This window comes from Haladaptatus halobius, assembly GCF_020618475.1.
Taxonomy (GTDB): Archaea; Halobacteriota; Halobacteria; order Halobacteriales; family Haladaptataceae; genus Haladaptatus; species Haladaptatus halobius.
In genome coordinates, this window is the sequence record NZ_CP085335.1 from 2,078,767 (window position 1) to 2,100,904 (window position 22,138).

The 22,138-nt window shown below is 62.9% G+C and carries 33 protein-coding genes and 1 tRNA gene; 4 read left to right on the forward strand and 30 right to left on the reverse strand.

What is annotated here, in order from left to right; genetic code table 11:
- Positions 1–14 precede the first annotated feature (14 nt).
- A complete protein-coding gene (locus LIW51_RS12090) occupies positions 15–974 on the reverse strand; it encodes an MBL fold metallo-hydrolase (protein ID WP_227374377.1) in 960 nt (319 codons plus the stop codon).
- A 53-nt stretch (positions 975–1,027) separates the two neighbouring features.
- Entirely contained in the window at positions 1,028–1,438 is a 411-nt protein-coding gene (locus LIW51_RS12095) for a GYD domain-containing protein (protein ID WP_227374378.1), read from the reverse strand.
- 35 nt (positions 1,439–1,473) lie between these two features.
- Between LIW51_RS12095 and LIW51_RS12100 the strand changes: the two genes are divergently transcribed.
- Both LIW51_RS12100 and LIW51_RS12105 read left to right on the forward strand, forming a co-directional pair.
- Positions 1,474–2,178: a 5-formyltetrahydrofolate cyclo-ligase gene (locus LIW51_RS12100; protein WP_227374379.1), complete on the forward strand. Its 705-nt coding sequence runs from the start codon at positions 1,474–1,476 to the stop codon at positions 2,176–2,178.
- 71 nt (positions 2,179–2,249) lie between these two features.
- A complete protein-coding gene (locus tag LIW51_RS12105; RefSeq protein WP_227374380.1) occupies positions 2,250–3,287 on the forward strand; it encodes a right-handed parallel beta-helix repeat-containing protein in 1,038 nt (345 codons plus the stop codon).
- A gap of 24 nt (positions 3,288–3,311) precedes the next feature.
- On the opposite strand, the gene LIW51_RS12110 is transcribed toward LIW51_RS12105, so the two are convergent.
- A complete protein-coding gene (locus LIW51_RS12110) occupies positions 3,312–4,319 on the reverse strand; it encodes an AI-2E family transporter (RefSeq protein ID WP_227374381.1) in 1,008 nt (335 codons plus the stop codon).
- Between the two features lie 119 nt (positions 4,320–4,438).
- On the opposite strand from LIW51_RS12110, the gene LIW51_RS12115 reads away from it, so the two are divergent.
- Positions 4,439–5,071, forward strand: a complete 633-nt coding sequence (locus LIW51_RS12115) for a hypothetical protein (RefSeq protein ID WP_227374382.1) — start codon at positions 4,439–4,441, stop codon at positions 5,069–5,071.
- Positions 5,072–6,206: 1,135 nt separating this feature from the next.
- Here the strand turns inward: LIW51_RS12115 and secY are convergent.
- From secY to LIW51_RS12240, 25 genes are read right to left on the reverse strand one after another with little or no spacing between them, the layout of a single operon-like run.
- A complete protein-coding gene (gene secY / locus LIW51_RS12120; RefSeq protein WP_227374383.1) occupies positions 6,207–7,682 on the reverse strand; it encodes a preprotein translocase subunit SecY in 1,476 nt (491 codons plus the stop codon).
- A 3-nt stretch (positions 7,683–7,685) separates the two neighbouring features.
- On the reverse strand, positions 7,686–8,177 hold the full coding sequence (locus LIW51_RS12125) for an uL15m family ribosomal protein (protein WP_227374384.1): 492 nt from the start codon (positions 8,175–8,177) through the stop codon (positions 7,686–7,688).
- Between the two features lie 2 nt (positions 8,178–8,179).
- Complete coding sequence (gene rpmD / locus LIW51_RS12130) at positions 8,180–8,644, reverse strand: 50S ribosomal protein L30 (RefSeq protein WP_227374385.1); 465 nt, start codon at positions 8,642–8,644, stop codon at positions 8,180–8,182.
- Complete coding sequence (locus LIW51_RS12135) at positions 8,644–9,288, reverse strand: 30S ribosomal protein S5 (protein WP_227353734.1); 645 nt, start codon at positions 9,286–9,288, stop codon at positions 8,644–8,646. Before LIW51_RS12135 ends, rpmD begins: the two co-directional genes overlap by 1 nt.
- A 1-nt stretch (position 9,289) precedes the next feature.
- A complete protein-coding gene (locus LIW51_RS12140) occupies positions 9,290–9,844 on the reverse strand; it encodes a 50S ribosomal protein L18 (protein WP_227374386.1) in 555 nt (184 codons plus the stop codon).
- 2 nt (positions 9,845–9,846) lie between these two features.
- Positions 9,847–10,287, reverse strand: a complete 441-nt coding sequence (locus tag LIW51_RS12145) for a 50S ribosomal protein L19e (RefSeq protein ID WP_227374387.1) — start codon at positions 10,285–10,287, stop codon at positions 9,847–9,849.
- Positions 10,284–10,988 (reverse strand): 50S ribosomal protein L32e, encoded by a 705-nt coding sequence (locus LIW51_RS12150; RefSeq protein WP_227374388.1) that lies wholly within the window; start codon positions 10,986–10,988, stop codon positions 10,284–10,286. Before LIW51_RS12150 ends, LIW51_RS12145 begins: the two co-directional genes overlap by 4 nt.
- Positions 10,989–10,991: 3 nt before the next feature.
- Positions 10,992–11,528, reverse strand: coding sequence for a 50S ribosomal protein L6 (locus tag LIW51_RS12155; protein WP_227374389.1), 537 nt, complete (start codon positions 11,526–11,528; stop codon positions 10,992–10,994).
- 4 nt (positions 11,529–11,532) lie between these two features.
- Positions 11,533–11,925, reverse strand: coding sequence for a 30S ribosomal protein S8 (locus LIW51_RS12160; RefSeq protein WP_227374390.1), 393 nt, complete (start codon positions 11,923–11,925; stop codon positions 11,533–11,535).
- Between the two features lie 2 nt (positions 11,926–11,927).
- Positions 11,928–12,104 carry a 30S ribosomal protein S14 gene (locus LIW51_RS12165; RefSeq protein WP_227353728.1) on the reverse strand — a complete coding sequence of 59 codons (177 nt, stop codon included), beginning with the start codon at positions 12,102–12,104 and terminating at the stop codon, positions 11,928–11,930.
- Positions 12,101–12,619: a 50S ribosomal protein L5 gene (locus LIW51_RS12170; RefSeq protein ID WP_227374391.1), complete on the reverse strand. Its 519-nt coding sequence runs from the start codon at positions 12,617–12,619 to the stop codon at positions 12,101–12,103. Before LIW51_RS12170 ends, LIW51_RS12165 begins: the two co-directional genes overlap by 4 nt.
- Positions 12,616–13,317, reverse strand: coding sequence for a 30S ribosomal protein S4e (locus tag LIW51_RS12175; protein ID WP_227374392.1), 702 nt, complete (start codon positions 13,315–13,317; stop codon positions 12,616–12,618). The genes LIW51_RS12170 and LIW51_RS12175 overlap by 4 nt, the downstream gene beginning before the upstream one ends.
- The gene (gene rplX / locus LIW51_RS12180; protein ID WP_227374393.1) at positions 13,314–13,670 is read right to left on the reverse strand and encodes a 50S ribosomal protein L24; all 357 of its coding nucleotides are present in this window, start codon (positions 13,668–13,670) and stop codon (positions 13,314–13,316) included. Before rplX ends, LIW51_RS12175 begins: the two co-directional genes overlap by 4 nt.
- Positions 13,667–14,065, reverse strand: coding sequence for a 50S ribosomal protein L14 (locus LIW51_RS12185; protein WP_227353724.1), 399 nt, complete (start codon positions 14,063–14,065; stop codon positions 13,667–13,669). Before LIW51_RS12185 ends, rplX begins: the two co-directional genes overlap by 4 nt.
- The gene (locus LIW51_RS12190) at positions 14,065–14,499 is read right to left on the reverse strand and encodes a 30S ribosomal protein S17 (protein ID WP_368411736.1); all 435 of its coding nucleotides are present in this window, start codon (positions 14,497–14,499) and stop codon (positions 14,065–14,067) included. Before LIW51_RS12190 ends, LIW51_RS12185 begins: the two co-directional genes overlap by 1 nt.
- The gene (locus LIW51_RS12195; RefSeq protein WP_227374394.1) at positions 14,490–14,873 is read right to left on the reverse strand and encodes a ribonuclease P protein component 1; all 384 of its coding nucleotides are present in this window, start codon (positions 14,871–14,873) and stop codon (positions 14,490–14,492) included. Before LIW51_RS12195 ends, LIW51_RS12190 begins: the two co-directional genes overlap by 10 nt.
- 2 nt (positions 14,874–14,875) lie before the next feature.
- Positions 14,876–15,088 (reverse strand): 50S ribosomal protein L29, encoded by a 213-nt coding sequence (rpmC, locus tag LIW51_RS12200; protein ID WP_227374395.1) that lies wholly within the window; start codon positions 15,086–15,088, stop codon positions 14,876–14,878.
- A complete protein-coding gene (locus tag LIW51_RS12205) occupies positions 15,088–16,011 on the reverse strand; it encodes a 30S ribosomal protein S3 (RefSeq protein WP_227374396.1) in 924 nt (307 codons plus the stop codon). The genes rpmC and LIW51_RS12205 overlap by 1 nt, the downstream gene beginning before the upstream one ends.
- On the reverse strand, positions 16,011–16,472 hold the full coding sequence (locus LIW51_RS12210; protein WP_227374397.1) for a 50S ribosomal protein L22: 462 nt from the start codon (positions 16,470–16,472) through the stop codon (positions 16,011–16,013). The genes LIW51_RS12205 and LIW51_RS12210 overlap by 1 nt, the downstream gene beginning before the upstream one ends.
- Positions 16,473–16,475: 3 nt before the next feature.
- Positions 16,476–16,901 carry a 30S ribosomal protein S19 gene (locus tag LIW51_RS12215; RefSeq protein ID WP_227374398.1) on the reverse strand — a complete coding sequence of 142 codons (426 nt, stop codon included), beginning with the start codon at positions 16,899–16,901 and terminating at the stop codon, positions 16,476–16,478.
- Complete coding sequence (locus LIW51_RS12220) at positions 16,898–17,620, reverse strand: 50S ribosomal protein L2 (RefSeq protein WP_227374399.1); 723 nt, start codon at positions 17,618–17,620, stop codon at positions 16,898–16,900. Before LIW51_RS12220 ends, LIW51_RS12215 begins: the two co-directional genes overlap by 4 nt.
- A 2-nt stretch (positions 17,621–17,622) precedes the next feature.
- Positions 17,623–17,874 carry a 50S ribosomal protein L23 gene (locus tag LIW51_RS12225; RefSeq protein ID WP_227374400.1) on the reverse strand — a complete coding sequence of 84 codons (252 nt, stop codon included), beginning with the start codon at positions 17,872–17,874 and terminating at the stop codon, positions 17,623–17,625.
- Complete coding sequence (rpl4p, locus tag LIW51_RS12230) at positions 17,871–18,617, reverse strand: 50S ribosomal protein L4 (RefSeq protein WP_227374401.1); 747 nt, start codon at positions 18,615–18,617, stop codon at positions 17,871–17,873. Before rpl4p ends, LIW51_RS12225 begins: the two co-directional genes overlap by 4 nt.
- A gap of 3 nt (positions 18,618–18,620) precedes the next feature.
- Positions 18,621–19,637, reverse strand: a complete 1,017-nt coding sequence (locus LIW51_RS12235; RefSeq protein ID WP_227374402.1) for a 50S ribosomal protein L3 — start codon at positions 19,635–19,637, stop codon at positions 18,621–18,623.
- A gap of 4 nt (positions 19,638–19,641) precedes the next feature.
- The gene (locus tag LIW51_RS12240) at positions 19,642–20,484 is read right to left on the reverse strand and encodes a putative RNA uridine N3 methyltransferase (RefSeq protein ID WP_227374403.1); all 843 of its coding nucleotides are present in this window, start codon (positions 20,482–20,484) and stop codon (positions 19,642–19,644) included.
- Positions 20,485–20,695: 211 nt separating this feature from the next.
- Between LIW51_RS12240 and LIW51_RS12245 the strand changes: the two genes are divergently transcribed.
- Positions 20,696–20,766, forward strand: a tRNA-Gly gene (locus LIW51_RS12245).
- 258 nt (positions 20,767–21,024) lie between these two features.
- On the opposite strand, the gene LIW51_RS12250 is transcribed toward LIW51_RS12245, so the two are convergent.
- Entirely contained in the window at positions 21,025–21,342 is a 318-nt protein-coding gene (locus tag LIW51_RS12250; protein WP_227374404.1) for an antibiotic biosynthesis monooxygenase family protein, read from the reverse strand.
- A gap of 271 nt (positions 21,343–21,613) precedes the next feature.
- The gene (locus LIW51_RS12255) at positions 21,614–22,048 is read right to left on the reverse strand and encodes a CARDB domain-containing protein (protein ID WP_227374405.1); all 435 of its coding nucleotides are present in this window, start codon (positions 22,046–22,048) and stop codon (positions 21,614–21,616) included.
- Positions 22,049–22,138: the final 90 nt, after the last annotated feature.

Consider the following 22,138-nt stretch of genomic DNA (forward strand, 5'->3'; position numbering starts at 1 on the left):
GGAAGGAGACCGACTCACGCGAACTCCGAGAGCGACGTTTGATTCCGCTTCAGCGCCCGCGCGTCGAACCCCGATTTCTGGAGGTACACGGCGAATTGCTCGGCGAAACCGTGGTGGGTGTAGACGGTTTCGGGGCTCACCGCCTCGACCACCGAGACGAGTTCGTCGAAATCGCAGTGGTCGGAGAGCGGGAACGTCACGTCGTAGTTGCCGCGGTAGCGATAGGAATCCGTGACCGCCCACCCAGAGAAGCCGACTTTCACGCCGCCGACCCGGGAGACGAGGTCGGTCACCCACTTCCGGCGCGAGAGGTTGGACGGGAGGACGACTATCTCGTCGCCCGAGAGCGCGTCGGCCTCGAACGACTCCGCGTCGAACGAGACGTCGCTCACCGTCTCGATCGCCTCGTTCACTCGCCTAATCGAATCGCCGACGACGACCGGGCGGTTCGTCGCCCGGCGCGCGAGGTGCTGGAGTTTCTGCGCCCGCCCGAGTGAGTAGCCGAACAGGAAGAGCGGGTCGTCGCGGTCGGCCAGCCAATCGCAGATTTCGGCTTCCAACTCGGCTTGCGGCGGGAAGCGATACCGGGGGTCGCCATAGGTCGTCTCCATCACCAACACGTCGGCCGGAACCGGGTCGAACCCGTCGAGGAAGAGGCGGTCTCGCGTCGAGAAGTCGCCGGTGTAGAGGTATCGCCGGTCGGCGTCTATCAGTGCGGCCCGCGACCCGACGACGTGGCCCGCGGGCAGGAGGTCGATGCCGGGCACCGACTCGGTGAACTCGAACTTCGCGCCCGTCCGCGCCCGCACGAGCGCGGCGGTCTCGGCGGAACAGAGCACCGTCTTCGGCGTCGTCCGAAAGGTGTGGTCGGCGTGGGCGTGGCTCACGAAGTTCACGTCGCCGACCGCGCTCCGCGCGTCGGCGACGACGGTTCGGTTCGCGTCGATGTGGATTCCGTCCCGCAGTCGAATCACGGTCGAAGTTGGGGCGGAGCGGAATTGAGGCTTCCGCCGGGCGGTTCGCCGAACTAATCCTCCACGAGATCCGCGAAATCCTCGACGGGAATTATCTCCATCGTCTGCGAGTCGAATCCCTGGTTCTCGATAGCGAGCGAGGCGCGGAAGGCTGTGTCCCGGTCGGGTGCCTCCATGATGACCATGAAGTCGTACTCGCCGAGTATCGCGTAACTCTGTTCGAGTTCGGCGCCGTACTCTCGAACTTCGGTGTCGAGGTCGCCCCACACCGACGCCATCTTCTGGACGTTCTGCACCGGCCCCCGGAGTTTGATGAGAGAGACGTATTTCGCCATCACACGCAGGACGGGAGGGGAGAGCAAAGTCGTTATGGCGGCGTCGAGGAGCGTCGCTCTCGTCGCGGTTCCGGGCGCGTAGAACGCCCGAGGTCGAAGACCGAGGGCGAAACGGACCGAGGCCGACACCCGCGCTTTTTGTTCGGCGGCGCACCACTCCCGGTATGGACAAAGACGACCTCCGCGAGCGAATCTGGACTCGATTGGAAGACGAGGGCGTCGCCCGGTTTCCGTTTCCGCCCCACGATCGGATACCGAACTTCACGGGCGCTTCGGAGGCGGCGGAGCGACTCGCCGATCTGCCGGAGTGGCGGAACGCCGACGTGGTGAAGGCCAACCCGGACGCTCCCCAGTTGCCGGTACGGCGGCGCGCGCTCCGCGAGGGGAAAGTCGTCTACATGGCCCAACCGCGGCTCAGAGACGAGAAGCCGTTCATGAAACTCGACCCGGCGGAGATCGCCGACACCGACGCCGCCGCCACGGTCTCGAAGATGGACGGGTACGCCGACCCCGTCGCCCCGGACGAGATGCCCCACGTCGATTTCGTCGTCTCCGGAAGCGTCGCCGTCACGGAAGACGGGGCACGAGCCGGAAAGGGAGAAGGGTACAGCGACCTCGAGTACGCCGTCCTTCGGGAACTCGACGCGGTGGACGACTCGACGACCGTCGTCACCACGGTACACGAGTTGCAGGTCGTGGACGGTGACGTTCGGGTCGAAGCCCACGACGTGCCGATGGATTGCGTCGTGACCCCGAAGCGGGCCGTCCGCACCGAGACTGAGTTCGTGCGACCGTCGGGGATTCGGTGGGACGATTTGCCGGACGAGAAGGTCGTCGAAATCCCCATTCTTCGTCGGTTGCGAGCGTAACTCGCCGGAAACGAGCGATTGCCCGACGACCGCGAGCGAATAACGAACTGCGAGGAGCGCGATGTCGAACCATGCGCGTCGCACGTTTACTCGCGCGGACGGCGTCGGTCGCGTTGACGATATCGCTCGTACTCTCGCTCACCGGGGTCGCCGAAGTCTCCGAAGTCTCCGAGGGTGTCGGCCAACGGGCGATCGATTCCTGCCGGGAGATTTCGAGTCCCGGTCGCTACGCGCTCGCGGACGACGTGACGAACGCGACGGACGGTCGCTGTCTCCGCATCACGGCGAACGACGTGGTGCTCGACGGGCGGGGGCACCGAATCGACGGCGTCGGCGCGTTCGGCTCCGCGGGCGTTCTCGTCACGAGCGACTCGAACGTCACGGTGCGAAACGTCGCTGCGAGCGACTGGGACGACGGGATTCGGTTTGCGGGCGTCAGAAACGCGACGGTTCGGAACACGACGACGACGCGCAACCGCGTCGGTCTCTCGCTCGTGTCGATTCGCGGAGGGACGGTCGCGGACAACGTCGCCCGGTCGAACGCGGTGGCGGGCGTCTTCCTCGTCGGGGCGAGCGAGAACAACACACTTCGGAACACCACGGCGACCGAGAACGCGCTGGTCGGCGTCCAACTCGTCGAAGCCGGCGGAAACCGGATCGTCGGCACCGTCGCCCGGCGCAACCAGTTCGGCGTCGCCCTGTTCGGTGCGAACGGGAACGCGGTGCGCGATAGCGTCGCGACCGAGAATCGAATCGCGGGAATCTGGCTCTCCGGCGCTAGCGATAACCGAGTACGGAACAATCGAGTCTCGAACCGCTTTTACGGCGTCTACCTCGCCGACGGCGCGCGGAACAATACGATAGCGGAGAACCGCGCGCGAGGGAACTCCGTCGGCGTCCGCCTTCGGTCGAGCGACCGAAACGCCGTCCTCCGCAACCGAATCGTCGAGAGCAGCGACACGGGTATCCTGCTCATATCGAGCGACGAGAACCGCATCGTCGGTAACCGCGGCGCGAGGAATCAGCGGGATATCGTCGCGTCGCGGTCGTCGTCGGGCAATGTCATCGAAAACAACTCGCTCGGCGAGCGCGCGACCCGTGCGTGGTGATTGGGGCGTCGTCGTGGGGCGTCGTCACGTCTGCGATTCGGTCGGATGTTCGCGGGCGTACACGGTCAGGAGCGCCCGGAGGATGCCGAGCACGACGGGGCCGAAGAACAGCCCCATGATTCCGAACACGTAGACGCCGCCGAAGATGCCGACGACGAGCAGCCCCGGATTCAGCCGCGCCTCGTGACCGCTGACGACGGGGCGGAGGTAGTTGTCCGAGAGGCTGATGACCAGCGTTCCGTAGGCGAACAGGAACGCCGCCGCGACCGGGCGGTCGGCGACGAACAGGTACACCGACGCGGGAAGCCAGACGACCGAGGCACCGATGATCGGGAGCAACGAGAGGAGGATCGTCACGACCGTCCAGAACACCACGCCCGGAACGCCCGCGATGGCGAGGCCGATGCCGGTCAGCACGCCCTGAACGAGGGCGACAAGCACGTTGCCCACGAGCACGCCCCACATCACCTGATCCATCTCGGCGTACAGTTCGTCCTGTACGCCCTCCGCGAGCGGGGTTATCCGTCGAAGCCAACTGACGAACGCCGCCCCGTCCACGAGGAGATAGTAGAGGAGAAACGCCAGCACTGTGATGCCGATGAGCGCGTCGGAGATACCCCCGAACACGCTCAGGGCGTTCTCCAACAGTCCCGACGTGACGTCGGTCGAGATGAACTCCTGCAAACTCCGACCCTCGATGGAGATGCCGGTGTACCGCTCGACGAGGGGCAGCAGTTCCAGCAGTCGAGAGTCCCCTCGGGCGATGGCTCGGAGGAGCGAGATCGCCTGCCGAATGGCGATGGCAAGCAAGCTGGCGACCGGGACGAGCACGACGAGGGTGGCCACCAACACGAGCGAGAGCGCGGAGATGCGCGAGCCGACGCGAGGGCCGAGTCGTCTCTGGAGCGGGTGGAGGACGTAGTCCAGCAGAATCGCCGCCAGCACGTACTGGAGAAACGGTTTGACGAGCAGGGCGGCCAACAGGCCGAAGACGGCTATCAGGAACACCAAGAAGCCCCGTTCCCGGTTCATGTGGGAGACGACGGTACGGGCGCGTATAAATCGACGCGTCGTCGCCTAAATTCGACTGGGGAATCGAGAGGCCATCACAGCTATGGAAATCACCGTGGTCTGCGTCGATGGGTTTTACAATGGCACGACAGTATCAGCAACCGCACAGCCAGCACCAACCGACGGGCGAATCGCAGGGACAGCAGGGCGGCCAGCAGCCGACGGGTCAGCAGATAGGCGGACAGCAGGGAGGCGGTCAACAACAGATGGTCCAGCAGCCGATGCAAGAATCGATGGGAGGACAGTCGATGGGGCAACAGTCCGGCCAGCAACAGATTCTCGCGTACGACGAGATGCTCACGAACGACATGCGGACGGCGCTACACGACTTCAGTCGATTAAAGAAGTCGTGCGAGTGGGCGGCCGAGCAGGTTCACGGGCAGATACCGGGCGAGACGGAGATTCCGCGGGCGCTCGAAGACCTCGCCGAGATAGCGGAGCTCAACGAGAAGCTCATCGTCCGCGACTCCCGTCACGGTCCGTATCTGGCCCAGACGTTCGTCGAAGTGGCGCAGGACGATATCCAGCAGCTTCAGCAAGCCGCCCAACAGCAACCCATGCTCACGCCGGTCATCTCCGACCTGCAACGAGCCGTCAACTCGACGACCCAGATGCTCGACGCCATCGGCTGGCAGGGTGGACAGCAGGCAATGGGGCAACAGTCGGGTCAGCAGTCGCAGATGGGTCAGCAGCCCGGTCAGGGACAGTACTGAATCCCCCCGTCGAACGCGAACCGCCTTTTTTCGGTCGACGTCGCTCGGACGGCGTGCTCCGCGATTCGAGACATACGGGCCTCGTTCCTAGAGATGGAATAGTGATGTCGCTCTGTGTTGAGACGTCGATGGTCTTTCGGAACGGATTCGCGTAGAGTAGAATAACGCGTAATCCTCGGATAATTCGATCAATCTTTACAAATTTCCACACCTCGATCAGACCGCTATTAAGGCACCTCTGCTGGTCGAGTGTGACGTTCAACGTTGCTCGTCTCGTCTACACCTCGGAAATACTCCGGAAGAAGGTCTGTAACCTGTGGGTGTACGATTAAGCGCGCTTCCGACGGGACGATTTGGAAGAGAATGGCGATGGTCACCTCGTAGAGTGGCGCGAGCAACGTTGAAACACTCGAATTTTGTTTAATAATGTTTTCATATTCTCATGGAATCTGTATACAGTAATCGCTATACGCAGACGATTTGTACTGTTATTAATTCTCGTTCCAATGGCTGAGTTCAGCGATTGGGTGTACCAACGTAGATTTGGGTAACCAGCCGAATTCCGAGTTAAGAGCGGCTGAAAGTAGCGTTTGCTAGTATTTGATGGTCACTGCTTCGGTTGCAGTGAAGAATCCTGAAACGGTTGATTTGCCAGCAGAATTCCGGGGTGTACCGGCGAATTCTGATTTTGGTTCGGTCTAATAGCAATTGGAGCGTTACGCCACATTCGGTCACTGATGGGAGATCGGATTAGCAGCATCTTTCGTGCCTGTATACTGGGAATGAGTAGTGTGAGGCACTAGTCAGTCTGCCTCCGCGAAGGCGGTCAACCTCCTGTTCGAAACTGGTACGTTATACCCCATCTTGTCCACTGAATTCACGGAATATAGCCGATTCGTATGCGATCGATTTCGCGTTTCGAAATGGTAGTGAGACGGAAATAAGGTGACAATCAGGAGTTTAGTGGCTTTACTCTAAGTTCGTCCAACAACCCATCTCTTGTCGCGCTTTGTCAATTATCGACTCGAAACGATTAGTGAAGGCGCCGGGGCCTGACGCGGAACTGACGCAGATATCAAGATCTAGAAAGTTACAGTTCGTCACTGAAAGCGAGAGAAAATGTCATTCTTCCGCGTTAGCCGCCGAACATCTCGCGCATCATCGGATGCATCTCCATCAACTGCTCTTCAGCGATCTCCTCGTAGAGCTTGTAGGTGATGGAGACCGTCAGCAGCAGCCCCGTTCCGGAGACGCCGCCGACGGTGCCGAGCATGTTCGCCATGACGGCGAGCAGGCCGACCAGCGCGCCGCCGATGACGGTGACCTGCGGGATGTACCGCTCCATCACCTTCTCGATGACGCCCGTGTTCTGGCGGAAACCGGGAATCTGCATCCCGGAGTTCTGGATCTGCTTCGCCGTCGCCTCCGGACCCATGTCCGTCGTCTCGACCCAGAAGATGGCGAAGATAGCGCCGCCGATGACCATGAACGACAGGTCGATGGCGACGCGGAGCAACACCTGCCACGGCTCGTGGGAGGCGGCGGCACCGGCGGACCACCACATCCAGTCGCTCGTCGATTGTATGGGTGCGAAGTAATAGAACAGGCCGCCCGTGGCCTGTCCGTTGCTGTAGGTGCCGAGCCACGCAGGCAGACTGCCGAGTTGGCTGTGCAGGATGCGCCCGAGGAACTGGATGTTCGCTTGCAGGGCGCGGACGAGGATCATCGGCAGGACGCTCGCGTAGATGAGCTTCACGGGGAAGCGACCGCGAGCGCCCTTCACCCGCGCGTGGCTGAGCGGAATCTCGACGCGCACGCTCTCCGCGTATACGACGATGCCGAAGATGAGCAGCGTCGTGGCGAGCGCGACGAGGCCGGTGCTGGTGTTCGTCCCGAACAGTACCATCCGCACGCCCTCTCCGGTCAGCAGCGACGGGACGCCCTGCGCGCTCCCGATGATGACGGAGATCCAGAACGGGACGAATCCCAGCTGATTGCCGAGTCCCGGCGGCGAGAACAGCCCGCCGATGAGCTGTTGGCTGACGCCGGCGACGATGAACAGCCCAATACCGCTGCCGACGCCCCACTTGCTCACGATCTCGTCCATGAACAGGACGAGGACGGCGCCGACGAACAATTGGGCGAAGATGAGCCACTTGACGGCCATCGCGGAGCCGAGGCTCTGCACGAGTGCGCCTTCCGGCTGGAAGAACCCGCCGACGAACACCATCGGCAGGCCCGTTAGACAGATCATCACGATGACCAACAGCTTCTGGAGGCCCTGATAGAGCACCTGGTCGCGCGGGTCGTCGGTGTCCAGCCCCAAGAGGTCGGCACCGCCGAGCAGTTGGAGAACGATGCTCGCGGTGACGATGGGACCGATGCCGAGGTGCAAGACGGAACCCTGCTGACCGGCGAGTAGCGAGCGGAACTGACCGAAGAGGTCGGTGCTCGTGTTCACCCCATACAGCACGACGTTCGTCAAGAAGAAATACAACACGAGGACACCTGCCGTCCACCCTAGCTTGCGCTTGAAGGGGACGTGCCCCTCCGGGCGCTGGACGGCGGGCATTCGCGTCAGGACTGGTTCAGCGGCCTCCTTCCATCCCATGCGTTAGTCCTCGGATTCTTCCTCTGGTTCGGTGGGTTTGGAGTCCTCGGCTTCGGCCCGCTCGCTCAGGACGGCGTCGCCGTCCGCTTCCTCGAGAAGTTCGACCGCGCTCGCCGAGAAGGCGTCCGCGGTGACTTCGAGGCTGTTGCGAACCTGACCGCCGCCGAGCACTTTAACGGCGTCTGCGTCCCAACCGTCGTCGATGACGTCGCGTGCGTCGACTCGGTAGCCGCCGTCGGTTTCCTCGGCGACGCCGTCCGCCGCGAACAGCGGGGCGTCTTCGTCGAGTTTCTGCACGGAGACGGTGAGCACCGTTTCCTGCACGTCGTCGGGTCGGGAAAAGCCGTGCTTTCCGAGCGGTTCGTAGTTGTGGAATTCGTGTTTCGCGCGGCCTGCGCGCCCGCGTCCTCCGCGGTTACCGGCACCGCGGCGGTTCTTGTGCGTCCCGCCGCCGTGCGTGCGCGAGCCACGTTGGCGTCGTTTCTTGTCCGTCATGGTTATCGCATCGACTTGAGGAGCTTGTTTATCTCCTCCGTCGTGTGTTTCCCGAGTTGGCCGCCCTCTTTCGTGGGGTGTTTGATGCCCTCGTGACCACCGCGCGGCGGGTGGAGTCGGAGGACGGGGGTGAGCCCCTGCTCGCGGAGCGTCGTCTCTTCGTCTAGTAGCGCCCCTGCGAGGTCGGCGATGTCGGAGTAGTCGGTGTTCTCTGCTACCCACTCGTCATCCACGGTGTCCGAGCCTTCGAGCGGTTCGGCCCGCTTCGAGAGAACCGTCTCCAGAACCTCCCGGTCGGGTTCGCCATGGGCGACGAAGTCGTTGACCTTCGTGATCATTCCGCGGTAGGTCTCCGTCTCCGGAACCAGCGCGCAGTGGTTCACCTTGTGGATGTTGAGCATCCCGAGGGTGTCACGAATGCCCTGGTGCATGTTGACCTCGCCGCGAAGCTGGACGACTGCCTTCATCAGTCGGCCACCTCCGGCGGTTCCTCGTCGGGGCGAGCGCGCGGCCCTCGCGCCTGCGACGCGTTCTCCAGCGCGTTGTACGTCGCCTTGGCGAGGTTGAGCGTCGTTCGCGTGTTACCGTGGCTCTTCGTCCATGCGTTCTCGACGCCCGCGAGTTCGAGGATTTTACGCACGGTGTCGGTCGCGGCGAGACCCAGTCCGGCGGGTGCCGGGATGAGTTCGACCTCGACGCTGCCCGCCTTCCCAGTCGTCCGGTGGGTGAGCGAGTGCGGTCGGTCGCTTCGGTCTTCCCACGATCCCGCGCCGCGGGGTACGTCGATGATGTTCAGCTTCGCTATCTCGATCGCCTTCTGGATGGCACCGCCGACCTGATCGTCTCGGCCTTCGGCGTAGCCGACGAAACCGTCGCGGTTACCGATGGCGCAGACGCAGCGGAACTTCACCCGCCGACCGGAGTCGGTCATGCGCTGAACCATGTTGATGTCCAGCACTTCGTCTTCGAGGCCGGGGAGGAGCTGATCGACGAGTTCCGGCTCTTTCAGCGGAAGCCCGGAGTTCAGCGCCTCCTCCATCGTCTCGATGTCACCTTCGACGACTTTGCGGCCGAGACGGGTCTGGGGTTGCCAGCCGTTGGAATTGCTCATGTTATTCGTCCTCCTGGAGGTTCGAGAGCACTTCGTCGAAGTGCTCGGGTAGTTCAGTGGCGTCGAAATCCCCGCTGTACAGCGGTTCGTCGCGCTGTTCCGCGTACTCGGCGATGTGCTCGCCGCGGTTGCGCGACCAGTCCGCCATCACGCTTTCGTTGTGGGGGATGTCGAGGCCAGCGTCTATCGCTCCTTCCTGTACTGCGAACGCCTTGCTGCCGGGTGTCGCCGTGTTGAGGCCGATGTCGAGCACCGCCTCGTCGTAGTCGGCGTCGAGTGCGCGTTTACCGAGCAGGTACCCGGTGAGGTACGCGCTAGGGAGATTGCCCGTCGGGGCTTCCCAGCCGTACTCCGCCAAGTCGCCGGAGTAGGCACTCGCAACCGTGTTATCGCCGTCGGGACCCATCGTGACCAGCTGCGCCCTGGTGTGCTGGTTGCTCTTGCGAGCGACCAGACGCGGCTTGCCTGATTTCAGCAGGCGCAACCTCTGATGGTAGTCAGTCCGGACCTCTCGGCGGCGGCGCATCGGCACCTTGTATCGTGGTCCAGTTGCCATTGTTAATAGTTGTTCTCGATGTAGTTCAGCAGGTATTGCACGCTACGGAACTCCCCGCCTTTTGCCTTATCATACAGATCACGGTACTGCGTCTGCGTGATTTCGCCGTCGGCGCGGAGTTCGCGCAGTTTGCGTCGCTGCGCGCGAATCTTATTCGTCCACTCCTCTTTCGAGTTCTTGCGGCCGCCCTTCTTCCCCTTGCGGGTGCCGGCACCGGTTCGGTGCCCGTAGGCGCGCTTCGATTGGCGCTCGCGGGCGCGACCGCGGGAGTTGCTCTTTGCGTCTTTCGCTCGAATCGACCCGTCGTCGACAAGTTCGCGGATGTCCTCGCGGGTGATCGCGTCCGCGATGGCACCCTGTGCGTCGGGGTCGAACCAGACGCGGCTCTTCCCGACGTCGAGCACGTCGGCGGCGAGTCGCTTCTGTGCACTCAGGTCGCTCATTCTTCTACCTCCACTTCGACGTAGGTCGGGTTGAGAACGCGGATGCCCGCTTCTTCGGCGGACTCCTCGATGCGCTCGCGCTTGCGAGCGCCGACTTTCGAGGCGATGCGAACCGCTTCGGTGTCGCCGTCCACGCCGTCCAAGTCGTCGACGTTGTGGACGCGAACCTCGTCGAAGCCGCTCGGGTGCTTGCCGCGCACGGCCTTCGACGTCCGGTAGCCGGACTCGACCATGTCGCCTTTGCCCTTGATGCCGCGGCGCTGCTTACTGAGGTTGCCGCGGGGCTTCCGCCACGATTCGGGCGTCCGCTTTTTCTTGTGGTAATCCTGTCGGTTGAACTTCGGTTTCCCCTCGCGCTTGCGCTGTTGGAGAAGCCGTCCCTCCTTCTCGTCGAGTTCGGGCGTCTTCTCCGTCAGCCCGCGGGGGCGCAGTTCGGTCTCGACTTCTTCTTCCGGCTCTTCTTCCTCGGCCGGCTCTTCCTCTTCGATCTCGGCTTCCGTCTCCTCTTCGACCTCGAGACCGCCCACGTCCGCTTTGATACGGGCGGCGAGTGCGTTGCCGATTCCTTCGACTTCGGCGAGGTCGCTCTGACTGGCGGCTTTGACGTCCTCGACGGACTCGTAGCCTTGCTCTCGAAGCGACTCGGCCTTGCTGTCGCCGACACCGCTGATATCTTCGATCTGTTCGGGTTCGTCTGCCATCTATCAGGCACCTCCCATGGACGGCTTCTCCGTGATGTAGACGCCGTCCTGGAACACTCGCGTATCTTTACCTTGCACGCGAGTCAGTTGTTCGATGTCCGCGGCGGTCTGGCCCACGTCTTCGATGCTCGGGCCGCGCAGGAACAGCTCCTCGTTGTCCACCTGAACGGTGGTGTCCCCGTGGATGGTCGTCCGTCGGGGCGCTTTTTCGCCGAGGAAGTTCTCGATGACGACTTCCTCGCCCTCGGAGCGCACCTGCATCGGGAAGTGAGAGTAGAAGACTTCCATCTTGTACTCCCACTCCTCGGTCACGCCGTGTACCATGTTTCGTACGTGGCTCTCGAACGTGCCCATCGTCGCCTTCGTTTTGGCGTCGGTGGCGTCGCTCTCGATGACAACCGTACCGTCCTCGACGCTGACGGCGATGTCCGGATACCAGAGCCGTCGCGTGACGGTTCCTTCCGGCCCATCGACAGTCAGGTCGAGGTGGTCTACGTCGGCGGTCACCTCGTCCGGAATTTCGATTTCTGTTCGTGGCATTGTTCTAGTAGACGTACGCGATCACTTGGCCACCGATTCCCTGTTTGCGGGCCTCGTAGTGGCTCATGACGCCGTGGCTGGTCGTGACGACGAGCGCCCCGTAGTCCCGGGCGGGGAGGAATCGCTTCTCCCACTTCTCGAAGTCGTCCTTGCCCGCCGAGTAGCGGGGCTTGACCGCGCCACACTCGTTTATCGCGCCTTTCAGTTCGATCTCGAACCGACCGGCTTTACCGTCGTCGACGAACTCGAAGCCGTCGATGTACCCGTTGTCGTAGAAGACTTCGAGCACGCTGCCGATCTCGTTCGAGGCGGGCTGTACCGTGTGGGACAGATGACCGACGCTCTCGGCGTTGTCCACGCCGGAGAGTGCGTTGCTGAGGGGGTCGTTTCCTGCCATAGTTATCGGTACTTCTTGAATCCCATGTCGCGTGCGATCTCGCGGAAGCACTGGCGACATAGGTTGATGTCGTACTTGCCGACCAGACCCTGCTTTCGACCGCAGCGCTGGCACGATTCGAGTTGTCCCGTGCGCTTGGCCGTCTGCTCGCCGGTCGCGTCGTTTTCACTTTCGCTCATTCGTTCACCTCGACGTCGAAGTTGGCTTCGAGGAACGCGATGGCGTCCTCGGCCGTCAGCCGGTGATTCGACGGAATCTGGCGGGTCACCCTGTCGCGTTTGGTGACGCGGTAGCCCGGTCGAACGAGGTTGACGGTCACGTCAAGCCCGTAGATTCCGACGTTCGGGTCGTACTCCTGGCCCGGGAACTCGGTGTGTTCCTCGACGCCGAAGCTGAAGTTCCCCGTCTCGTCAAACTGCGTCGCCGAGAGGTTCGCCAGCGGGAGCGCCGTCTCGAGGAATTCGTGAGCCTCCTCGTTGCGGAGGGTCACTTTCGCGCCGATAGGGTCGCCCTGACGGATGCCGAAATCCGGTAGCGTGGACTTCGCCAGCGTGCGGACGCTCTGCTGTTCGGTTACGTCCTCCAAGATGTCCTCCGCGTTGGCGAGTTCGCGGCCACCTTCGCCGACGCCCATGTGGACGACGACCTTCTCCACCTGCGGCTCGCGCATCTGGTGGAATTCTGCTTCGCTCATTCGTCATCACCCGTGAAGTTCTCGTCGATGACGACGACGTACTCCTCGACCGTCTCGAAGGAAGTATCTTCGCCCTCGACCACGACGCTGTTCGACCCGCTTCCGGGCGTCACCTTGATGTCGGCGATTTCGCCGATCTCGCCCGCATGCTGGCCGCGAACCGCGGTAACGAGACAGCCCTCCTCGTAGGGGAAGTGGGCGACGATCTCCTTGTCGTCGTTGCTGACGACGATGGAGTCTTTCGTGTTGTAGTCGCCACCGTCTCCCACGCGGAGGTTGCTGCCGTCGTGGAGATTGAGCTGCGTTTCGCCGCCGGGAACCTGCGTCTTGTCCTCGATCTTCGCCAGTCGGCCGTCCGCCGCGTCCGCGTCGATGCGGGTCAGCGCGAGGCGGCCGCCTTCGTCGGGGAAGACGCGGTAGTACTCATCTCGTTCGGTGAACGCGATGATGTCGAACATCCCGATGGGTCGCTGTTCGTCTCTCACTGCCTCCCCGTTCACCAGAACGGAGCCTTGGTTGAGCGCGTAACGGGCTTCCTTCTTCGAGTCGGCGTAGCCCAACACGTCCCGCAGCAGGATAAGCAGCGGGACACCGTCGCGACCGTGGGGGCCGGCACCGGCCTTCACGGTGAACGTGGCGGTCTTGCGCTCGACCGGCCAAGAGTTCGGAACGGAGAGTCGTTTCTGATGGTTGCTCATTCGGTATCACCTTCCAGACGCGCCTCGCGGCGGTCGTCTTCGAGGTCGAGGTCGGTCACGCGAACATTGCTCGCGTCGAGCGCTCGCGGCACTTCCTCGCCGTCGGCTTTCTCGAGGGTGACGTCCTCGACGTGGATGACCGCTTTCTTCATGTCCACGTCGAGAACCTCGCCCTCCTCGCCGGCGAAGTCGCCGCGCATGACCTCGACCGTGTCGCCCGCGTTGACGCGGACGCTCCGCCGCCCGTACTCCTCGCGGAGGTCGTCGGACAGCGTCGCTTTGACCTGCTCGTGCCGCTTGTGCAGCGGGGCGCGCTCGGCCTGGTTTCGCTGTTTGCGTGGTTGTCGAGTCATACTATCATCGTAGCCGTGCTTGCGATACTTCCGAACCGCTCGGCGACTTCCTGCGCGATGGGACCTTTGATCTCCGTCCCCCGCGGCTCCTCCACGTCGTCGATGATGACGGCCGCGTTGTCTTCGAACTTGACGCGCGTACCGTCCGGACGTCGGATGGACTTGCGCTGTCGGATGATGACGGCCTCCAGCACCTGTCGGCGCATCTCGGGCGTCCCTTTCGTGACGGACACCGTTATCTTGTCACCGATACCCGCCTTCGGGTGGCGGTTCTTCGTGCCGTGGTAGTTGGAGACGCTGATGACCTTCAGCTGGCGCGCGCCGGTGTTGTCGGCGCACGTCAGCAAGGAGCCTTTCTCGACGCCCTGCGTGACGTCGGCTTTCAGCGCTTCCATCAGTCGTCACCTCCCTCAGGTGCTCGGTCGTCCGATGCACCCTCGGTCACGTCGCCGGTGGTCTCCTCGCCGGCCGGCGAGGCGTGTTCTGTCTCACCCGACGTTACGTCGCGGTCGGTTGCGAACGTCTCGACGACGACGTGTGATTTCGTCTTCGAGAGCGGTCGGGTTTCTGCGATACGAACCGTGTCGCCGACTGTGAGCGATAAACACTCCGGCGCGTGGGCCGGAACGCGGGAGCGACGTTTCATCTGCCGATCGTATTTCGGCACTGTAACGTCGTACTCACGCTCGACGACGACGGTTTTTTCCATGTCGGTGGAGGCGACCTCCCCTTCGATCACCTGTCCGCGAACGGCAAGCGAGCCGTGGAACGGACAGTTCTCGTCGGAGCAGGTTTCCTCCGGTTCTGATACGTTCAATCCTAACGCCATTTCGAGTTTCCTCCAGTTTCGGTGCGTAGTGCGGGACGTGAGAGCAACGTCGCTCCATCCACCGTAACGTAGGCTACGCCCTCGCCCGAATCAGACTGACCGGAGCGCTCTCCGGCAGTTTCCGACCCGAGTTTGGACGCAGTCCCCGACCCCTCGCGGGAATCGGCGGCTTCATCTGTGAGCGCGAATTCGAATCTCGCGCCCCGCTTCGGCACCTGTCGCGCCCGAGACTCGGACTCGACGGTAAGCGTCCGCATCGTCTCGGCGACGACCCGGCCCTCGATGGCTTCGAGGTCGGGGTTCGTCGCCGAGACGACCCGCACGCGCAGGCCGACGAGTTCGTGTTTCGTGAGTGTCTCGGGCGTCAGTGGCATAGTTACTCCTCGTCGAAGTCGCCTTCTTCCTGCTGGATCGTCTTGATGCGAGCGATGGTACGGCGGAGTTCCTTGATGCGTCCGGGGTTTTCGGGCGCACCACCCGCGGCCTTCACGGCCTTCGAGTTGAGCAGTTCCGTCTCGAGTTCATCGAGTTCGGCGTCTCGCTCCGCGGGAGTCATGTCGCGGATCTCTGCGGTGTGGAGGATAGCCATTATTCTTCACCCTCCTCTTCCGCTTCCTCGCTCTCCGCTTCCTCGTGCTCCATCTCGTCGAGTAGTTCCTCGGCTTCCGCCTCGACTTCCTCTTCGAGTTCGTCGAGTTCCTCCTCGACGGACTCTTCGGATTCCTCGGTTTCGGCTTCGGACTCCTCTTCGAGCACTTCTTCGACGACTTCCTCTTCGACTTCTTCCTCGCCGGGCTCCGGCGATTCCTCGTCTTCGTCCGCACGGAGTTCTTCGAGTTCCTCCTCGTCCGGCTCTTCGATGAGGTCTGCCGCCTCGTTGGCCTCGACGGCGTCCGGCACGAGGTCTTCGGGCTCCGCGCCCTCCTCGATGCGGAAGTCGTCGGGCAGGTTGGCTCCCGGCGGGATGATCTTCACGTCCACGCCGATGGTGCCGAGTTTCATCACGGCGACGCCCTGGCCGCGGTCGACGATCTCCTGTGCGGGTTCGCCGTTGTGCTTGATGTAGCCGCGGTTGAACTTCTCAACGCGCGAGCGCGCACCCGTGACCTTTCCGGACAGGACGATTTCGGCACCGAGGGCGCCGGAGTCCATGATGCGGTCGATGGTCGTGTGGCCCGCCTTCCGGAAGTACCAACCGCGTTCGAGTGCGTTGGCGAGTCGGTCGGCGACGATTCGGGCGTTCAGATCCGGCTCGTCCACCTCTTGAACGTCGATCTGCGGGTCGTCCAAGTCGAACCGCTCTCCGAGTTCTCGGGTGATCTTTCGGATGTTCTTTCCGCCCTTTCCGATGACCATACCGGGCTTCTCGGCCTTGAGGACGATCTGCGTCCCCATCGGCGTCTTGGCGACTTCCATGCCGCCGTAGCCCGCGCGACCGAGTTCGGACGCGAAGAACTCGTCTATCTGGGACCGCTGGAGTCCGTCCTGGATGAACTGGTGTTCGTCCGCCATTACGCTTCGACCTCCTCGACGACGATCTCCACGTCGACTTCGGGCGTGTTCCAGGCGGTCGCGCGACCGAACGCGCGCGGCTTTCGACCCTGCACCTCGCCGACCTTGTGGGCGGCGAGGTGTACGATCTCCATCGACTCGCCGTCGAAGCCTTGGGCGTCCGCGTTGGCGACGACGTTGTCGAGCAGTTCGATGAATGCCTTGCTCGCCTTCTCGGGGTAGCGCCCCGCGTCCCAGCCGTCGATATCCGAGCGATGGCCGACGCCGCTGTTGTGCTGCTTGAACGGCACTGACCGCTCCTCGTTCACGACCTGCTGGAGGTACGCTTTCGCGTCCTCGGTGGTCTTGCCCTTGATCTCTCGGGCGATCGCCTTGCTGTGCTTGTGACTCATGTGCCGCTCCCGAAGCATCGCTTTCGCCGTGGTGTCGGGATCGGCATCGACGCTGTAACTGATTCCCATGGTTTATTTGAGTGGCACGAACTTCGAGGAGCGGGTCGCGCCGATGCCCGCCTGTCCGTGTTCGACGGAGTTGCGGGTCAGCTGGAACTCGCCGAGGTAGTGACCCAGCATCTCCGGCTCGACCCGCACGCGCTCGAATTCGCTGCCGGTGTAAACCGCGAAGGTCTTGCCGACGAACGACGGGAGCACCGGCATGTCGCGCAGATGCGTCCGGATCGGACTGTTCGCCGAATCTTCCTCGGTCGCGTTCCGGGCCTTTTCGAGCAGCTTCTCCTGCTCGACGGACAACCCGCGAAGGATGGTTCGCCGCTTTCGTGCGGGGAGCAGTTCCGCGACTTCCTCCAGGCTCATATCCTGCAGTTCGTCCATCTCGTAGCCGCGATAGGTGAACTCACCCTCGCGTCCGGTTCGGTAGTCGCTATCGCTCATTTGTTACCTCCTCGTCCCGTGCGTCGGGACGCGATGTCCCCGACCTTGCGTCCCGGCGGGGCATCCCGCGAAACGCTTTTCGGTCGGCCGGGGTGTTGGCGGCCACCGCCACCGAACGGGTGGTCGACGGCGTTCATCGCCACGCCGCGTACGTTCGGCCACTTGGTGCCGCGCGCTTTCATCTTGTGGTACTTGTTACCGGCCTTGACCATCGGCTTCTCCGTGCGGCCGCCACCGGCGACGACGCCGATGGTGGCACGACACTGGGGCGAGAGTCGTTTTATCTCGCCGCTCGGGAGTTCGACGACAGCGGCCTCTCGGTCGTGCGTGATGAGGTTCGCACTCACGCCGGATGCGCGGGCGAACTTCCCGCCGTCGCCGGGCTGGCGCTCGACGTTGCACACTGGAATCCCTTCCGGAATCTCGGCGAGCGGGAGCGTGTTGCCCGGCTTGATCTCGGCGGAGACGCCGACCTGAATCTCTTCGCCGACGCCGACGCCCTCGGGGGCGAGGACGAGGCGCTGGTCGCCGTCTTCGAACTCGATGGCCGCGACGGGGGCGCTCCGGGCGGGGTCGTGTTCGATACCCACGACCGTCCCGGAGACGATATCTCCGTCTTCGGCTCGTTTGTGGCTCAGTTCTGCCTTGTATCGGTGCGACGGGGCGCGGAACGTCGGTGCGCCGCGACCGCGTCGCTGGCCTTGAATCCTGCGTCCCATGGTTAGAACACCCCGATTCGGGAGGCGACGTCCTGCGCGTCGTCGTCGTCGGACAGCGCGACTATCGCCTTCTTGTTCCCGTTCATCGTCACTTGGGTGTTGATACTCTCGATGGTGACCTCGTAGCGCTCTTCGATCTCGTCGCGGATCTCCGACTTCGTGGCGTCGAGCGAGACGATGAACTGGAGCTTGTTGTCGAAGTCCATGTCGTTCATCGCCTTCTCGGTGACCCACGGGTATTCGATTACGCTCATCGGTCGGCCACCTCCTCCAGCGCGCTCTCGGTCCAGACGGTCAGTCGACCCGGGTGCGTGCCGGGCGCGAGGTCTTCCGCGTTGACCTCGCGCGCCGTCGCAACGTCCGCACCGGCGAGGTTGCGCGCCGCACGGGACGGCTCCTCGCTAGTGACGAACAGGATCGACTTCGGCGTCTTGTACTTGCGGCCGCGAGTCGTCCCGCGACCGGCGCGAATCGTCTTGTTCTCCTCCGCGCGTGCGATGTCGGCGTCGATGCCGATCGCTTCGAGGAAGGAGACGACCTCTTGCGTCTTCACGAGGTCTTCGAAGTCGTCGCTGACGACGAGCGGTAGTTCCGCGTCGTCGTCGAATCGATGTCCGCGCTCCGCGACGAGTTCGGCGTCAGCCGTCGCCGCGATGGCGCTGCGAACCGCTTTCTTGCGCTCTTTCTTGTTGATCGAGCGCGAGCGGTCTTTCTCCGCCTTCGGCGGGTGTGCGACGCGGCCGCCGACGGTACTGGGTACACGAGCACCCCGACCGTTCGTTCGCGGGACGTGGGCCATACCGCGGCCACTGCCCGGCGACTCGGCGGACGTACGCATCCCGGCGTGGGGGTCGGTACCGTAGTCCTGTTTCCGGTTTGCCTGTGCGGCGAGCACGGCACGCTTGATGAGATCCGTCCGGACGGTCGTCTCGAAGACCTCCGGCAGGTCGAGCGTGCCAGCGTCGTCGCCGTTCAGGTCACGTACTGTTGCCTGCATAGGTTATCCCTGGTTAGACTCCGTACTTACGTAGCGCACCTCGGGGTCGAGGCGCGGTTGGTCAGTCGGTCGAATCGCAGGGCGGAAGCGCACGAGGCGCTTGTTCGGTCCCGGCACCGAACCCTTGACGAGCGCGTACGGTCCATCGACCTCGCCGTAGTTGACGAAGCCGCCGTCGACGGATGCTTCGTCGCCGTCACCGAGGGAGATGAGGCGCTTGTTGAGTTCGGTGCGTTGGTGGTACCCCGTCTGGCCCAGCTGCGGAACCGTCGAGCGAACGCGCGACGGATTCCACGGGCCGAGGTTACCGATGCGGCGTCGCCAGCCTTGGCGGGCGTGTTTGCCCTTCCGCTTCTGGACGCCCCATCGCTTGACGGGACCCTGCGTTCCTTTTCCTTTCGTGACGCCACCAATGTCGAGGTACTCGCCGGAGCGGAACACGTCGGTGATGTCGTGTTCGCCGCCCTCGCCGAGCAGTTCGAGCGCGAAGTCGGCGCGCTCCTCGAGGGAACCGCCGCCGACGCGCGTCTCCATGACGTCAGGTCGTTTCTTCGGTACGTTCTTCAGGTCGCTAGGGACGGTGTGGGTGATGACCCGGAGGTCGGCCACGTCGCCCGCCTCGATGGCGTCGCGGAGTTCGTTCTCCGCGCTGTCGGCGTCGTGGTTCTCCGGCACGTTGAGCGTGCGGTCGAGTTCCTCGTGGAACTCCGAACCCCACACTTCGGTCAGCGGCTTCTTCCCGTAGGGTGTGTCTTCGTACGCGCGAAGCGCGACGGCCCGCATCGGGGGCGTCTCGACGATGGTGACCGGCACGGTCTCTTCCATCCCTTCGCGGGGGGAGTTCGCCTCGTCGTTGACCATCACCACGTGGGTCATTCCGGCCTTGTAACCCGCGAAGCCCTGTAGCGACGGCTGTCCGTCGCTCTCGGGCCACGAATTGAAGCGCGGCACCTCACTGGTCGCGCGCTTCCGGGGGCCGAAGCCCAGCGAACCTCTGCGTGGTCTGCTTGTTTCTGGCATCGTATCACTCGCTGTTGAGGGTCAGGCAGGCGAGGGAGGCGAACATCGCTTCTTCCGTTCGCACGACCTCGCTGCCTTGGTTCGGAACCGTATTGAGCCAGAGATCGAACCGGCTGGGAGCGCCGGATTCGACCGCAGGTAGACGCTCGGGGTCTATCCCGAACATCTCCGGCAGGCCTCGACCGGGCGACCCGAACGCGACGGTCATGCCATCGCGGTCGGTTCGCGCGACGAGTTCGTCGAGTCGCGCCACGGAGAGCTCCTCCCCGTAGCGAGATGTGGCGATTCGGACGCCAGCGTCGTCGCGGTCGAGCGCCGCCGAAAGGTTCATGCGCCTCACTGTGAGCCCCGGTAAGGGGTCGTCCATCAGCTTCGCACGAACCGGTCTTCTCGAAGAGATCCTGACGGTAACGCGCTCCCCTTCGCCGACCGTCATGTTCGACGGAACGACGAGGGAGATCGGGTGTTGCAGTCCGCAATTGACCCGAACGCGCCCTTCAGGTCCGACCTCGGTCACGATTCCCTGTCTTAACGACCCCGAACCCTCCGATTCGGAGCCGGTCCGTGATACGGCGCGGAGCGGCGGTAGGACGCCCGCATACTCCAATTCGTCCCGCTTGCCGAATACCTCCTTTCGAAGGTAGGGCGGCGTTGCGGCGTACTTCAGTACGGTTTCGACGAACCCGCCGCCCCACTTGCGTTCGCCTTCCCCGTCGGGGAAGACGACCAAGCGATCCGCCCGGAATACGGTCGCCGCGCGGGCGACATAGCCGACCTTGCGAGTTGCCTCGCGTTTGTCTTCGGCTTCCCGGACGAGGGACGACGGCACGAGTATGCTGACGGTCATACCGTGACGCTTCGGCGCCTCATCACTAGACTGTGACGAACTTTTCTCGTTGACGCTTAAAAGGGTGCCGCTTCCGATTCGGGCGCGTGACGTAGTCACACGCCTAATACCCTCGAAATCAAGAGAAGTACGCGAGTGATTTCCACACGAAGTTACCCCGTTTCGGAAGCCTTATACTCCAGTCGGTAAAACGAAAGAGTGCAACAGCATTGCGCTGGTAGTGTAGTGGTATCACGTGACCTTGCCATGGTCACAACCTGGGTTCAAATCCCAGCCAGCGCATTCTTGCGATCCACAACTTCTCTAGTTGGTCCTTCGTCATTTACTGCTTTCTCAGCTTATCGAGGTTAGACTACATGCTGAATCAGAACTGATACCTTTTCTCGCGCGTGCGAGTTTCCGGCCTTGATGTGCCAAGATTATCTGTCAGTGTCCTAAAACCACCTGGCAAGATACCTTCGGATCGCCTGCACGAGAATCTATGTTATCTCTCCGCCGTTTCCAAGTTCAACTCTGAACGCCGGATCATACGCACGCTTCCTAATAGTCCACGCATTCTCTCACCTCATAATGTCGCGCACGGTCGTCAAACCTTGTGAGGACCTCGCGCGCTTTCGGAGGGACGTATGCATTCTCGTAGTCGTCTCCTGCGAACTGTTTTACGGATTCCACAGAATCGAACCGCATGATGGTGATGAATTCAACTTCTTCGTCGAGGGAGCGCCGTAGTAGTCGAATACTGCGGTAGCCTTCAACGTCTTTGGCGGCGATCTCTGGAAAAATCTCTTCCTTCAGGAGTCGCTCGTATTCGTCTGCATCCTCGGGATTCGTCCACCCGTGCCAGATTCTTTCGATCATTAGTATCCTCAGAGTGCTTCGAGTCCTTCGAGGGGTAAGTGCCTAAAGATTTCACATACTATTGGAGAGTGTCTCTACGGGAATCGTCGAAGTCACACCGGCGGAGAACCCGTACCGGGAAATCCAGCGAGCGACTCGACCGACGACCGAAGACCAGAGCAACATGTACCGATAATCGGACTAATCCGCTACGGGGCCGCGACGCTCCGAGCGACGAGAGACGCGATGGTCGAATTCAAAAGCGGTTGGTGCGTGCGCGATTCGGTCGCGGTTAGCGCCGCCGAGCGAGCGCAAATCCGGCGAGTGCGGCGAACGCGACGAACGCGCCGAATCCGGGTTGGCCGCTCCCGTTCTTCGTGTCGCCGTTCTCGCCGGAACCGCCGCTGGTGACGGCGGCGGTTCCGGCGTCCTCCGCGACGCAAACGCTTCCCGCGGACACGTCGTTGACGGTCACGTCGTAGGTTCCCGCTTCGGCGAACGTCCGGCCGAACTCGACTGATTTCGACTTTCCGGGGGCGACGCGGATCGTTTTCTCCTCGACCGTCTCGCCGCCGACCGTCAGCGCGACCTCGAACTCGCCCGTCGAATCGCCGGCGTTCTCGACCGTAGCGAACACGGTGACTTTCTCGTCGGGGGCGACTTCCTCGGCGCTGAGCGTTGCGGCCGCGACCGAGATGTCCGCGCCGGACTCGACGCTAACGGTCATCGGCGCGACGCGCGGCGCGATGCTATCGAACGTGTTCGTTACCGAAACGCTGCCGACCGAATCGAGTGTTCCGACCGCAACGGAAGACGT

Coding starts and splice junctions, on each gene's coding strand:
- LIW51_RS12235 (WP_227374402.1), bottom strand. CDS start 19,637: ATGCCAGAAACAAGCAGACCACGCAGAGGTTCGCTGGGCTTCGGCCCC.
- LIW51_RS12100 (WP_227374379.1), top strand. CDS start 1,474: ATGGACAAAGACGACCTCCGCGAGCGAATCTGGACTCGATTGGAAGAC.
- LIW51_RS12185 (WP_227353724.1), bottom strand. CDS start 14,065: ATGGAAGCGCTGAAAGCCGACGTCACGCAGGGCGTCGAGAAAGGCTCC.
- LIW51_RS12150 (WP_227374388.1), bottom strand. CDS start 10,988: ATGGCAGACGAACCCGAACAGATCGAAGATATCAGCGGTGTCGGCGAC.
- LIW51_RS12190 (WP_368411736.1), bottom strand. CDS start 14,499: ATGGCGTTAGGATTGAACGTATCAGAACCGGAGGAAACCTGCTCCGAC.
- LIW51_RS12195 (WP_227374394.1), bottom strand. CDS start 14,873: ATGCCACTGACGCCCGAGACACTCACGAAACACGAACTCGTCGGCCTG.
- LIW51_RS12255 (WP_227374405.1), bottom strand. CDS start 22,048: ATGACCGTTAGCGTCGAGTCCGGCGCGGACATCTCGGTCGCGGCCGCA.
- LIW51_RS12210 (WP_227374397.1), bottom strand. CDS start 16,472: ATGGGAATCAGTTACAGCGTCGATGCCGATCCCGACACCACGGCGAAA.
- LIW51_RS12155 (WP_227374389.1), bottom strand. CDS start 11,528: ATGCCACGAACAGAAATCGAAATTCCGGACGAGGTGACCGCCGACGTA.
- rpl4p (WP_227374401.1), bottom strand. CDS start 18,617: ATGCAGGCAACAGTACGTGACCTGAACGGCGACGACGCTGGCACGCTC.
- LIW51_RS12240 (WP_227374403.1), bottom strand. CDS start 20,484: ATGACCGTCAGCATACTCGTGCCGTCGTCCCTCGTCCGGGAAGCCGAA.
- LIW51_RS12135 (WP_227353734.1), bottom strand. CDS start 9,288: ATGAGCAATTCCAACGGCTGGCAACCCCAGACCCGTCTCGGCCGCAAA.
- LIW51_RS12225 (WP_227374400.1), bottom strand. CDS start 17,874: ATGAGCGTAATCGAATACCCGTGGGTCACCGAGAAGGCGATGAACGAC.
- LIW51_RS12175 (WP_227374392.1), bottom strand. CDS start 13,317: ATGAGCAACCATCAGAAACGACTCTCCGTTCCGAACTCTTGGCCGGTC.
- rplX (WP_227374393.1), bottom strand. CDS start 13,670: ATGACTCGACAACCACGCAAACAGCGAAACCAGGCCGAGCGCGCCCCG.
- LIW51_RS12145 (WP_227374387.1), bottom strand. CDS start 10,287: ATGAGCGACCTGAGTGCACAGAAGCGACTCGCCGCCGACGTGCTCGAC.
- LIW51_RS12125 (WP_227374384.1), bottom strand. CDS start 8,177: ATGACGGACAAGAAACGACGCCAACGTGGCTCGCGCACGCACGGCGGC.
- LIW51_RS12220 (WP_227374399.1), bottom strand. CDS start 17,620: ATGGGACGCAGGATTCAAGGCCAGCGACGCGGTCGCGGCGCACCGACG.
- LIW51_RS12205 (WP_227374396.1), bottom strand. CDS start 16,011: ATGGCGGACGAACACCAGTTCATCCAGGACGGACTCCAGCGGTCCCAG.
- LIW51_RS12215 (WP_227374398.1), bottom strand. CDS start 16,901: ATGAGCGATAGCGACTACCGAACCGGACGCGAGGGTGAGTTCACCTAT.
- rpmC (WP_227374395.1), bottom strand. CDS start 15,088: ATGGCTATCCTCCACACCGCAGAGATCCGCGACATGACTCCCGCGGAG.
- LIW51_RS12160 (WP_227374390.1), bottom strand. CDS start 11,925: ATGGCAGGAAACGACCCCCTCAGCAACGCACTCTCCGGCGTGGACAAC.
- rpmD (WP_227374385.1), bottom strand. CDS start 8,644: ATGAAGGCAGTCGTCCAGCTTCGCGGCGAGGTCAACATGCACCAGGGC.
- LIW51_RS12105 (WP_227374380.1), top strand. CDS start 2,250: ATGCGCGTCGCACGTTTACTCGCGCGGACGGCGTCGGTCGCGTTGACG.
- LIW51_RS12140 (WP_227374386.1), bottom strand. CDS start 9,844: ATGGCAACTGGACCACGATACAAGGTGCCGATGCGCCGCCGCCGAGAG.
- LIW51_RS12170 (WP_227374391.1), bottom strand. CDS start 12,619: ATGAGCGAAGCAGAATTCCACCAGATGCGCGAGCCGCAGGTGGAGAAG.
- LIW51_RS12110 (WP_227374381.1), bottom strand. CDS start 4,319: ATGAACCGGGAACGGGGCTTCTTGGTGTTCCTGATAGCCGTCTTCGGC.
- secY (WP_227374383.1), bottom strand. CDS start 7,682: ATGGGATGGAAGGAGGCCGCTGAACCAGTCCTGACGCGAATGCCCGCC.
- LIW51_RS12165 (WP_227353728.1), bottom strand. CDS start 12,104: ATGAGCGAAAGTGAAAACGACGCGACCGGCGAGCAGACGGCCAAGCGC.
- LIW51_RS12250 (WP_227374404.1), bottom strand. CDS start 21,342: ATGATCGAAAGAATCTGGCACGGGTGGACGAATCCCGAGGATGCAGAC.
- LIW51_RS12115 (WP_227374382.1), top strand. CDS start 4,439: ATGGCACGACAGTATCAGCAACCGCACAGCCAGCACCAACCGACGGGC.